The sequence below is a fragment of the Citrobacter sp. S55_ASV_140 genome (assembly GCF_018919505.1).
Taxonomy (GTDB): Bacteria; Pseudomonadota; Gammaproteobacteria; order Enterobacterales; family Enterobacteriaceae; genus Citrobacter; species Citrobacter werkmanii.
The window spans coordinates 1-11,357 of the sequence record NZ_JAHLQZ010000139.1; the positions used below are offsets into that span (position 1 = coordinate 1).

An 11,357-nucleotide genomic window follows, 5' to 3' on the forward strand; every position below is an offset into this window, starting at 1 on the left:
ACGACCGCTGGTCTGGCGTTGAATGCGGACAATACCATCACCCTTTGGGCGTTCAGGGGCGACCTTCGGTTCATCAATGCGTCCGGAGTCGGTTGAATAGACCAGGCGAGAGTTTGAATCGCTCATTTACACACCTCGTTTCAGAGAGGCATTGATCATCTTCAGCGTCTGCGCCGGGTCGGCAGACTGCGTGACCGGACGCCCAATCACCATGTAATCCACACCGGCTAACTGCGCCTGCTCTGGCGTCATAATACGACGCTGATCGCCCGCCTCGCTGCCTTCAGGACGAATACCCGGGGTCACTAACTTAAATGCCTGTCCAAACGCCTGTTTGAAACGTACCGCTTCCTGGGCAGAGCATACGACTCCGTCCAGCCCGCAATGTTGGGTTAAACGCGCCAGTCTTTCAGCATGCTCCGCAGGTGACAACGTCACACCGAGATCGGCCAGATCGCTGGCTTCCATGCTGGTCAGCACCGTCACAGCAATCAGCAATGGCGCATCATTACCAAAAGGCACCAGGGCCTCACGGGCTGCCGTCATCATGCGCGCCCCGCCAGAGGCGTGTACGTTAACCATCCACACGCCAAGGTCGGCAGCCGCAGCTACGGCATGTGCAGTTGTATTGGGAATATCATGAAATTTCAAATCCAGAAAGACGTCAAAACCGCGCTGTTGTAGTTCGCGGACCAACTGAGGTCCAAAAAGCGTGAACATCTCTTTGCCCACTTTCAAACGGCAATCACGAGGATCAATTCTGTCGACAAAAGCTAATGCTTTATCACGATTTGCGTAATCAAGAGCGACAACGACAGGAGAATCAGTAACAGCACGAGAAGAAGATGAAGCAGTAAACGTCATGACCAGACCTTCCTGAGGATGGGCGCCACCGGTGGCGCAAAATGGGTAAACGGCGTGCATTCTACCTGCGGCAATAGAAAATTAACAGGCGCGATTACATTTCTGCCAGGCGAACCGGCTGTGGAGGTTGATGATGGGACGATTACACCCTATAAGGATGTTGTAACTAAGTTGAGGCTTTTTTAAAAATTACAGCCCATCAAGCCCACGAATAGGTTTAATGGTTGACCATGAACGGCAGGATGGACAATGCCAGTACAGCGTATAAGCGGTAAACCCGCATTTCTGACAGCGATAGCGCGGCTTACTACGTACCTGCTCCCCGACCATATCGCGCAGCACCATCAGGCTCTCTTTGGCGCGCCCTTCTTCTGCTTCGTTAAGATGATAATCCATCAGCTTGTGGAATACACGCATCGTAGGATGGCGTTGCAGCTGACGAGTAATATAAACCTGAGCGGTATCAGTTCCCTCACGCGCCTCAAGGATATCTGCAAGCATCAGTTCAGCGGCGGCACCGGTATTTTCCTCAACCGCACGGCGTAAAAACTCTGCCCACTCATCATTTTTGCCCAGATGCTGGTAGCAGCTTTGCAGCATTTCCAGCGTTTCACTGACCAGCTCTTTATCCTGAGAAATCACCCGTTGCAGACTTTCGACCGCCCTTGAGTAATCGCCGTTCAGCATATATACGCGCCCCATCATAATGGAAACACGGGCGCTGTTTTTGTCTGCTGCCGCCCCTTTTTTCAACAGCGTCATGGCACGATCCATATCGTCGTTGCCCATTTGCTGTAACGCCAGTTCGCAATAGAAATGCGCTATCTCAATGCGTTGTTTGTCTTTGCCAAGCTTTACCAGACGCTCTGCAACGTCAATGGCTTTTTGCCATTCGCTGGTTGCCTGATAAATTTGCAGCAACTGTTGTAATGCCCCAACGCGAAAATCTGTTTCATCAGTAAGCTGATTGAACATGTCTTCCGCACGGTCATACAGGCCTGCGGCCATGTAGTCGCGGCCCAGTTGTTGCACTGCCAGCAAGCGCTGTTCGTATGTCAGCGAGGCACTTTCCATAAGCGTTTGGTGGATGCGGATTGCACGATCGACTTCACCGCGCGAACGGAACAGGTTTCCGAGGGTGAGATGAGCCTCAACGGTGCCCGTGTCCTCTTTCAGCATATCAAGGAACAGATCCACCGCTTTATCTTGTTGGTTGCTCAGGAGGAAGTTAACCCCGGCGACATAGTCACGGGAAAGTCGGTTGGCTTCATCCTGCTTTGTTTGTTGCGCACTTCTGCGACCCATATACCACCCATAGGCAGCGGCTACAGGTAAAAGCAGAAACAACAACTCCAACATAAATAATTATTCCTTTACAACCGACGAATCGGCGGGTACCGCAACGTCGGTCGCAGGCGCAAGCTGGTTTTCCAGTCGTTTGATTTTACGTTCGGCGCGCGCAAGAGACACTCGAACCTTCAGCCAGAAAAGGCCGCAAATTAGCCAACCAATCGCAAAACCTGCGGCAAACAATACAGCAAGCAGCGTAGAGATACGATACTCACCCTGAGCCAGCAGGTAATTAAACGTAACCTGTTGATCGTTTTGCGCACCTAATGTCACCGAAATAACAAAAATCGCCAACACCAGTAAGAAAATGAGTAAATATTTCACATTACTTCCCGTTATGTGGTTTAAGCGAATAAATCGTGTCCAACTTACCGCGTTGAGCCCTTTAAATTACCATTTTCACACCGAGTGCGAAATGGAAAAGCGCTTTATGCCTTCTGATTTAAGGGCAAAATTCGAAAAATCAATCATAGCTAACTTTCTTGCTCACGCTGCGCGATTTCTTTTGTCTCCTGCACTGGCGGTGTTAAGGGTCCGCATATCCGCTGCGCAAGCCAGGTTGCCAGGGTCACCAACAGCCAGGAAATCAGCGTTGCGACCACCAAATCACGGGGCCAGTGCATTCCCAGCAGCAAGCGGCTCCCCATCACACCCGTCGCCCAGATGAGTAAGAATGCTATAGTCAGCGTACGTCTGCGCGGCCACAGCAATCCTACCGCCAGCAAAGCCCAACTGGCAGCAAACATTGTATGCCCGGAGGGAAAAGCAAATCCTGTTTCTTTTTGCCAGTGCTTACGTAGAAACGTTGGCACGTCCCGCTGTTCGGCTAATTGTTCTTTGACTAAGTTCCCGCGATCTTTCCGTTTTAAAGTGTAGAACTCATCCACCGGAATATGATGCGTTTTTTCCAGCCATACGACAAATGGCCGCGGCTCCTGCACCTTGTCTTTAACCCATGACTTCACGCCCTGCCCAACTAAAATCGCCACCGCCAGGATCGCAAACAGCATTACCGCCGCTTTCAGACGAAAACGCAGACACCATAAAAACCATGCACAGAGCGCTACGTGAGTGATAATCCCCCATGGCTGTGTCACCGTTTCCGTTACCCAGAACAGGGATTTTAACCACCAGACATTATGCCCAGGTTGCCAGTTCCAGCCTGATACCCATACAGCAACCGGCATGATAAGCAGCAGTCCGGCGCCGACTGCGGTGCGCTTTGCAATTGAAAGCATTGCCTCTCCTTTCGTTGATAAGTCTCACAATCATAACTGAAAAATGCGCACGCCGGGAAAATTGACAATTTTGTGCCATTCCAAAAGCGAATCCGTTGTCGCAATTAGGTGAACATCGCTGGCTTATGGCAAAATAGTGCAATACAGAACAGAAGCCAACAGGCGACGGCACGACAGTGCCAGCATAATCTGGAGAATTACATGCAGCTTAAACGTGTGGCAGAAGCCAAACTGCCAACCCCCTGGGGTGATTTCCTGATGGTGGGATTTGAAGAACTGGCAACCGGACACGATCATGTCGCACTGATTTTTGGCGATATTACAGGCCAAACGCCTGTCCTGGCGCGTGTCCACTCTGAGTGTCTGACTGGCGATGCGCTGTTTAGCCTGCGTTGCGATTGCGGTTTCCAGCTCGAAGCAGCCCTGTCGCATATTGCCGAAGAAGGGCGTGGCATTCTGCTCTATCATCGTCAGGAAGGGCGCAACATTGGACTGTTAAATAAAATCCGCGCCTATGCGCTGCAGGACCAGGGTTATGATACCGTTGAAGCCAATCATCAGTTAGGCTTTGCTGCAGACGAGCGTGATTTCACACTGTGTGCGGACATGTTCAAGCTGCTGGGCGTTGACGAGGTACGTTTGTTGACCAATAACCCGAAGAAGGTGGAAATTCTGACCGAGGCGGGTATCAATATCGTTGAACGCGTGCCGTTGATTGTGGGCCGTAACCCGAATAATGAACATTATCTGGATACCAAAGCCGCGAAAATGGGCCATTTGTTAAATAAATAATTTCCATTTACCCGGTACAGAAAAAAGCCTGCTCACGCAGGCTTTTTACATGTCAGTTCAACATATTACGAATGACGTAGTGCAGAATGCCATCGTTCTGGTAATACGTTAACTCCGTCGCGGTATCGATGCGGCAACGGCATAAAATCACCTCTTTATGCCCATCCGCACGGGTCAAACTTACCGGAACTGTCGCCCCCGGTTTAATGTTTTGCAGATCCGTAATATCAATCGCTTCCTCACCGGTTAATCCCAGCGTTTTACGCGTAACCCCCTGTGGGAATTCAAGCGGTAAAATCCCCATGCCGATCAGGTTAGAACGGTGAATTCGCTCAAAGGACTCAGCAATCACCACGCGCACACCCAGCAAGCGTGGGCCTTTCGCAGCCCAGTCACGACTGGAGCCAGAACCATATTCCTTACCGGCAATGACCGCCAGCGGAACATTCTCCTGTTGGTATTGCATGGCCGCATCATAGATAGCTACCACTTCCGTCCCCGGTAAATGCCGCGTCATTCCGCCTTCCACGCCAGGCACCATCTCATTGCGGATACGTATATTGGCAAAAGTACCGCGCATCATCACTTCATGGTTTCCGCGGCGGGAACCGTAGGAGTTAAAGTCTTTGCGCTCAACGCCGTGGCTTTGTAGATACCGACCGGCCGGGCTATCCGCTTTAATGCTACCGGCAGGAGAAATGTGATCGGTGGTCACCGAGTCGCCTAACATCGCCAAAATGCGTGCGCCATGAATGTCCTGTACCGGATCCGGCGTAGCCTGCATACCATCAAAGAACGGCGACAAACGGATATAGGTCGAGTCAGACTGCCAGCCATAGGTATCAGCCCGATCAACTTGAATCGTTTTCCATTCCGGCGTGCCTTCAAATACTTCGGCATACTCTTTATGGAACATCGCGGTAGAGACTTGCTCAACGGCCCGGGCGATTTCCTGGGCAGTTGGCCAGATATCTTTCAGGTAAACGGGATCGCCTTTTCTGTCATGACCTAACGGGTCTTTCGTCAGGTTAATATTCATATTCCCCGCCAGCGCGTAAGCGACTACCAGCGGCGGTGACGCCAACCAGTTCGTCTTGACGAGCGGATGGATGCGGCCTTCAAAATTACGGTTGCCGGAAAGCACTGCGCCGACCGTGAGGTCGCCTTTTTTGATAGCCGTCTCAATAGGATCGGGCAACGGTCCGGAATTACCTATACAGGTGGTACAGCCATAACCCACGAGGTTAAAGCCCAACTCGTCAAGATACGGTGTGAACTCGGCCTGCGCCAGATAGTCAGAAACGACTTTAGAGCCAGGCGCCAGCGAGGCTTTAACCCAGGGTTGACGTTTCAGACCGAGCGTAACCGCTTTCTTCGCCAGCAGCCCCGCCGCCATCAATACGCTTGGGTTAGAGGTGTTGGTACAGGAGGTGATCGCCGCAATCACCACCGCGCCATCCGGCAACAGGTATTGATGCCCGTTCATTGTATAATCCACTGGCTGACGATCTTTTAGCGAGCTATTCACCTCAAGCTCGTTACTCGCCGAGAACGCTTTCGGGACATCTGCAAGTGCCACTCGATCCTGTGGACGCTTCGGTCCGGCAAGGCTCGCTTCCACACTGCCCATATCCAGCTCCAGCGAACTGGTAAATACAGGTTCATCGCCTGGGTTACGCCACATCCCCTGCGCTTTAGCATAAGCGCCGACCAGGTCGACCTGCTCCTCACTGCGTCCGCTCAGGCGCATATATTCAAGCGTGATGTCATCAATCGGGAAGAAACCGCAGGTTGCGCCATATTCCGGCGACATGTTCGCAATGGTTGCCCGATCGGCCAGTGGTAAGGTATCCAGGCCATCACCATAGAATTCAACAAATTTCCCAACCACACCATGCTTACGCAGCATTTGGGTGACGGTCAGCACCAGATCGGTCGCGGTGATACCTTCCCGCAGTTTACCTACCAGCTTGAAGCCCACCACGTCAGGGATAAGCATAGAGACCGGCTGGCCCAGCATCGCGGCTTCGGCTTCAATGCCGCCGACGCCCCAGCCCAGCACACCGAGACCATTTATCATCGTAGTATGGGAGTCGGTACCGACCAGCGTATCCGGATAAGCCACCCATTCACCGTTTTGTAATTCGCTCCAGACGGCTTTACCCAAATACTCAAGGTTAACCTGGTGGCAAATCCCCGTTCCCGGCGGCACAACGCTGAAGCGACTGAATGCTTGCTGTCCCCATTTCAGGAACACATAGCGCTCATGGTTACGTTCCATTTCCAGACGGACGTTCTCTTCGAAAGCGTCATCATCACCGAAACGATCCACCGTTACGGAGTGGTCAATGACAAGATCCACTGGCGAAAGCGGATTCACTTTTGCCGTATCCCCGCCCAAACGTTTTACCGCTTCGCGCATAGCGGCCAGATCGACCACTGCGGGTACGCCAGTAAAGTCCTGCATCAAAACGCGAGCGGGTCGATAGGCAATCTCACGGTCGGCATGCGCGGTTTTCAGCCAACGCGCCAGTGCATGAATATCGTCTTCGGTAACGGTATTTCCGTCCTGCCAGCGAAGCAGGTTCTCCAGCAAAACTTTTAGCGATTTGGGCAGGCGGGTGATATCACCCAGTGTTTGTGCGGCCAGAGGCAAGCTGTAGTAACGGTAGGTTTTATCATTAACCTGCAATGTGTCCATACTGGCTTCGCGTAGGGTCGACGACATAGCTCCTCCTTAAATGACAGGGTTAGATCCCCTGATTTTCTTCAGGGTTAGTATTAAAGATAACACAAACAAAATGTAACGCTTTGATAACAACTCAAATTGATAAAAGTGTAAACATCGGAAGATCGGAGTGCGGTGTGAAATACGCGGGGAAGATTCGAGAGCGGAAGTTGATAGTGTTAATGTGTAGCAGGCATGTTGGTAGTCGATAATATGCTGATTAGAGTGGACATCGCGATTGTACGTAATAAGTCATACGAGATATCAGACAGAGGACGATTAATAATGACGATAAAATTCGTATTAATTACTGTTTCTGTTCATCATCAGTAAACAGATCAATAAACGCGCGTTGTTCAGGGGAAAGCGTCCAGGAGGTGGGGATTTCCGGCCCATTCTCTGCGCCGGTATTGCTATCTGTTTCATTTTCATGAGGAGCTGGCGTCACGGTGGTGTGTTGTTCCGGTGCGGACATGACCTACCCCCACACTTGCCAGGCCACGAGCGCGACGACAATCCAGAACACTGCGGAGCCGAGAAAAACAGCAAACCAGGCTTTACGTTTCATCACGGGATCCCTGCGTGCTGGCTGGTTTCCTGAAGGCATCGCTAACCTCATACTATCGAAATCACTTATCATTTAGGCACCAAACAATCGGTACAATTAATCATCAGATAGGAGGAATCCTAATAAAAAAGGCAAAAAAAAGCCAGTTAATTTTCAGACTCGTCCTGATAAATAAATCGATTGTTTGATCGGTTATCAATATTTGAAAGGAATTTTTGGCAAGCTGGCTAATTTGAAACTACTTTAGAGATCCTTTTCCATAAACTATATATGGTTAATTTATTCACTGTAAATTATCGATTAATTCAGCGTCTCCCGTCGGTATCGCTTTATGCAGAAGGATACCGACGAGGTAACAGCCGGTATTATTTCTCAGGCAATTTAATATCTTTAAACATGGCTTCTATATCATCGTTAGAACGCAACGCTACCGCAGTATCCACCACATCTCGCGTCAGATGCGGCGCGAAACGTTGAATAAAATCATACATGTAACTGCGTAAAAACGTGCTGCGACGAAAACCAATTTTGGTGGTGCTATGACTGAAGATATCGTGCGCGTCAACACGTACAAGATCAGGGTCGGAGACGGGATCAACCGCCATGCTGGCAATCACCCCCACCCCAAGCCCCAGACGCACATAGGTTTTAATGACATCGGCATCGGTCGCGGTAAATACTATACGCGGTTCCAGACCCGCACGGTTAAACGCGGTATCCAGTTCCGAACGCCCGGTAAAACCGAAGGTGTAGGTGACCAGCGGATACTGCGCTAACTCTTCAATAGAAACGGACGCTTTTCCCGCCAGCGGATGATCCGGCGTCACGACGATCGAGCGGTTCCAGTGATAGCAAGGCAGCATCACCAAATCGTCATACAGATGCAGGGCTTCTGTCGCAATGGCAAAGTCTGCATTCCCTTTCGATACCGCTTCGGCGATTTGCGTCGGCGATCCCTGGTGCATGTGCAAAGAGACGCGAGGGTAACGCTCAATAAAACCTTTAATCACGTTTGGCAGTGCGTAACGTGCTTGCGTGTGGGTCGTCGCGATGTATAACGAGCCTTTGTCCGGCCAGGTATGTTCGCCGGCCACCGACTTAATGGCATCCACCTTCGACAGAACCTCACGCGCAATACGGATGACTTCCTGCCCCGCTGGCGTAACCTGCGTCAGGTGCTTGCCGCTACGGGCAAAAATCTGGATGCCAAGTTCATCTTCAAGCATACGAACTTGCTTACTGATGCCTGGCTGGGAGGTATAAAGCCCTTCCGCCGTTGAGGAGACATTAAGGTTGTGGTTCACCACCTCAACAATGTAGCGAAGCTGCTGTAATTTCATGTCAAGCCATCCCGATTTATGCCATCAGATCATCGTTTCAGAGCAGGCTCGTTAGCGCTGCTAATACGATTTAATAATAAAAAACGTGTTAACTATAACCACTATATCATTTCTATGTAAGCTGTATAGGCATGACAAAAAATAATACGCCAGAAACGAAAAGGGCCGCTTACGCGACCCTTTAAGGAAGAATTCAGGCGGAATGCCGTTATTTCTTCCCTTCGACCCATTTACCGTCAACAAAGAACGCTGACCAACCGGTCGCCTTACCGTCTTTCTCAGCGGCAACGTATTGCTGCTTGGTTTTACGGCTGAAACGAACCATGGACTTGTTGCCATCCGGGTCAGTCTGCGGCGCGTCTGCCAGATAGCGCAGTTTTTCCGGCAGACGATCGCGGAAGCGGTACAGCTCTTCCACTAACGGCGCGCGGGTCTCACGTGATTTCGGGAACGTATTTGCCGCCAGGAAGATACCTGCCGCGCCATCACGTAACACAAAATACGCGTCAGATTTTTCACACGGCAGTTCCGGCAGCGGAACCGGATCTTCTTTCGGCGGAGCGACTTCACCGTTACGCAGGATCTTACGAGTGTTTTTGCACTCGTCGTTGGTACACGCCATGTACTTACCGAAACGCCCCATTTTCAGGTGCATTTCAGAACCACATTTTTCGCACTCAACGATAGGACCGTCATAACCCTTGATGCGGAATTCACCCTCTTCGATCTCGTAGCCGTCACAGGTCGGGTTATTACCACATACATGCAGCTTACGCTTAGGATCGATAAGGTAGCTGTCCATCGCCGTACCGCACTTCTGGCAGCGACGTTTGGCGCGCAGAGCGTTCGTTTCCGCGTCGTCGCCTTCCAGCACGTTCAGCACTTCGTTTTCCGGCACCAGGTTAATGGTGGTTTTGCAACGCTCTTTCGGCGACAGCGCATAGCCGGAACAGCCGAGGAAAACGCCGGTGCTGGCGGTGCGAATACCCATCTTGCGTCCGCAGGTCGGGCAATCAATACTGGTCAGCACCATCTGGTTCGGACGCATACCGCCCTCTTCAGGATCTTTTTCGGCTTTATCCAGTTGCTGAGTAAAATCGGTGAAGAAGTTGTCGAGTACGCCTTTCCATTCGGCTTCGTGATTCGCCACCTGGTCGAGGCTGTCTTCCATCTGCGCGGTAAAATCGTAGTTCATCAATTCGCGGAAGTTTTCTTCCAGACGATCGGTGACGATTTCACCCATTTTTTCAGCATAGAAGCGACGGTTCTCAACACGAACATAGCCGCGATCCTGAATCGTGGAAATAATCGACGCATACGTTGATGGACGACCAATACCCCGCTTTTCAAGCTCTTTAACCAGCGAGGCTTCACTGAAACGTGCAGGCGGTTTGGTAAAGTGTTGCGCTGGCGTCAGTTCGACAAGCGTCAACGTATCGCCTTTATCCACGGCCGGTAAGATGCGATCTTCATCGCCCTTACGCAATGCAGGCATCACTTTGGTCCAGCCATCGAAACGCAGAATACGACCACGCGCTTTCAGGCGGAAATCACCCGCGCCCACGGTTAAGGTGGTGGAGTCGTATTTCGCCGGCGTCATCTGACAGGCAACAAACTGACGCCAGATCAGCTGGTACAGTTTTTGCGCATCAGCTTCCATGTCTTTCAGCGATTCCGCCTGTACGGCGACATCGGAAGGACGGATAGCTTCGTGCGCTTCCTGAGAGTTCTCTTTGCTGGCGTACTGGTTCGCGCTCTCCGGCAGATATTTTTTGCCAAAATTATCGCTGATGTACTCGCGAACCATGTTCACCGCATCCTGGCTCAGGTTGGTTGAGTCAGTACGCATATAGGTGATGTAGCCCGCTTCATACAAGCGCTGCGCCATCATCATGGTTTTCTTCACGCCAAAGCCCAGTCGCGTACTCGCAGCCTGCTGTAGCGTGGAGGTAATAAACGGCGCACCGGGCTTGCTGCTGGTCGGTTTATCTTCACGTTCCAGGACGCTATAGCGCGCTTTTTCCAACAGGCTGACAGCGGCAAGCGTTTGTTCCCGATTGACCGGGCGGAACGGTTTATCATTCTGGTGCGTCACCTCAAGCGGCAACGCATCGCCTCCAGGCGTGGTCGTGTCAGCACCAATTTCCCAGAACTCTTCTGGAACAAATGCTTTGATTTCGCGTTCGCGCTCAACCACCAGACGCACGGCAACCGACTGTACGCGGCCTGCTGACAGACCACGCGCAATTTTTTTCCACAGCAGCGGCGACACCATATAGCCCACCACGCGGTCCATAAAGCGGCGCGCCTGTTGCGCGTTAACCCGGTCGATGTTCAGTTCGCCCGGTTTTTCAAACGCCTGACGAATAGCGTTTTTAGTAATTTCGTTAAACACCACACGGCTGTAGCGTGCGTCATCGCCGCCGATCACTTCCCGCAGGTGCCATGCAATGGCTTCCCCTTCGCGGTCAAGGTCG

10 protein-coding genes and 1 pseudogene are annotated in these 11,357 nt (G+C 51.5%); 1 reads left to right on the forward strand and 10 read right to left on the reverse strand.

The window, feature by feature from the left end:
- From KQJ18_RS17375 to pgpB, 5 genes and pseudogenes are all read right to left on the reverse strand, one after another.
- Positions 1–126 (reverse strand): annotated as a pseudogene (locus tag KQJ18_RS17375) (stress response translation initiation inhibitor YciH); the annotation flags it as partial.
- Positions 127–864, reverse strand: coding sequence for an orotidine-5'-phosphate decarboxylase (gene pyrF, locus KQJ18_RS17380; protein WP_110497944.1), 738 nt, complete (start codon positions 862–864; stop codon positions 127–129).
- A 189-nt stretch (positions 865–1,053) separates the two neighbouring features.
- Positions 1,054–2,223: a lipopolysaccharide assembly protein LapB gene (gene lapB, locus KQJ18_RS17385; protein ID WP_038640951.1), complete on the reverse strand. Its 1,170-nt coding sequence runs from the start codon at positions 2,221–2,223 to the stop codon at positions 1,054–1,056.
- A gap of 6 nt (positions 2,224–2,229) precedes the next feature.
- The gene (locus KQJ18_RS17390; protein ID WP_038640953.1) at positions 2,230–2,538 is read right to left on the reverse strand and encodes a LapA family protein; all 309 of its coding nucleotides are present in this window, start codon (positions 2,536–2,538) and stop codon (positions 2,230–2,232) included.
- Positions 2,539–2,687: 149 nt separating this feature from the next.
- Positions 2,688–3,452, reverse strand: coding sequence for a phosphatidylglycerophosphatase B (pgpB, locus tag KQJ18_RS17395; RefSeq protein WP_038640956.1), 765 nt, complete (start codon positions 3,450–3,452; stop codon positions 2,688–2,690).
- Positions 3,453–3,653: 201 nt separating this feature from the next.
- Between pgpB and ribA the strand changes: the two genes are divergently transcribed.
- Complete coding sequence (gene ribA, locus KQJ18_RS17400; RefSeq protein WP_038640958.1) at positions 3,654–4,244, forward strand: GTP cyclohydrolase II; 591 nt, start codon at positions 3,654–3,656, stop codon at positions 4,242–4,244.
- Between the two features lie 52 nt (positions 4,245–4,296).
- On the opposite strand, the gene acnA is transcribed toward ribA, so the two are convergent.
- The 5 genes from acnA to topA all read right to left on the reverse strand — a co-directional run.
- The gene (acnA, locus tag KQJ18_RS17405; protein WP_216422381.1) at positions 4,297–6,972 is read right to left on the reverse strand and encodes an aconitate hydratase AcnA; all 2,676 of its coding nucleotides are present in this window, start codon (positions 6,970–6,972) and stop codon (positions 4,297–4,299) included.
- 307 nt (positions 6,973–7,279) lie between these two features.
- Positions 7,280–7,447 (reverse strand): hypothetical protein, encoded by a 168-nt coding sequence (locus KQJ18_RS17410; protein WP_199952020.1) that lies wholly within the window; start codon positions 7,445–7,447, stop codon positions 7,280–7,282.
- 3 nt (positions 7,448–7,450) lie between these two features.
- Positions 7,451–7,591: a YmiA family putative membrane protein gene (locus tag KQJ18_RS17415; protein WP_216422382.1), complete on the reverse strand. Its 141-nt coding sequence runs from the start codon at positions 7,589–7,591 to the stop codon at positions 7,451–7,453.
- A 314-nt stretch (positions 7,592–7,905) separates the two neighbouring features.
- A complete protein-coding gene (cysB, locus tag KQJ18_RS17420; protein WP_042308079.1) occupies positions 7,906–8,880 on the reverse strand; it encodes an HTH-type transcriptional regulator CysB in 975 nt (324 codons plus the stop codon).
- A 208-nt stretch (positions 8,881–9,088) separates the two neighbouring features.
- On the reverse strand, positions 9,089–11,357 hold a 2,269-nt coding region (topA, locus tag KQJ18_RS17425), incomplete at its 5' end, for a type I DNA topoisomerase (RefSeq protein ID WP_216422383.1).

What these genes read in the sequence shown, in the direction of transcription:
- pyrF (WP_110497944.1), bottom strand. Translation starts at nt 864, where the DNA reads ATGACGTTTACTGCTTCATCTTCTTCTCGTGCTGTTACTGATTCTCCT.
- lapB (WP_038640951.1), bottom strand. Translation starts at nt 2,223, where the DNA reads ATGTTGGAGTTGTTGTTTCTGCTTTTACCTGTAGCCGCTGCCTATGGG.
- pgpB (WP_038640956.1), bottom strand. Translation starts at nt 3,452, where the DNA reads ATGCTTTCAATTGCAAAGCGCACCGCAGTCGGCGCCGGACTGCTGCTT.
- ribA (WP_038640958.1), top strand. Translation starts at nt 3,654, where the DNA reads ATGCAGCTTAAACGTGTGGCAGAAGCCAAACTGCCAACCCCCTGGGGT.
- acnA (WP_216422381.1), bottom strand. Translation starts at nt 6,972, where the DNA reads ATGTCGTCGACCCTACGCGAAGCCAGTATGGACACATTGCAGGTTAAT.
- KQJ18_RS17410 (WP_199952020.1), bottom strand. Translation starts at nt 7,447, where the DNA reads ATGTCCGCACCGGAACAACACACCACCGTGACGCCAGCTCCTCATGAA.
- KQJ18_RS17415 (WP_216422382.1), bottom strand. Translation starts at nt 7,591, where the DNA reads ATGAGGTTAGCGATGCCTTCAGGAAACCAGCCAGCACGCAGGGATCCC.
- cysB (WP_042308079.1), bottom strand. Translation starts at nt 8,880, where the DNA reads ATGAAATTACAGCAGCTTCGCTACATTGTTGAGGTGGTGAACCACAAC.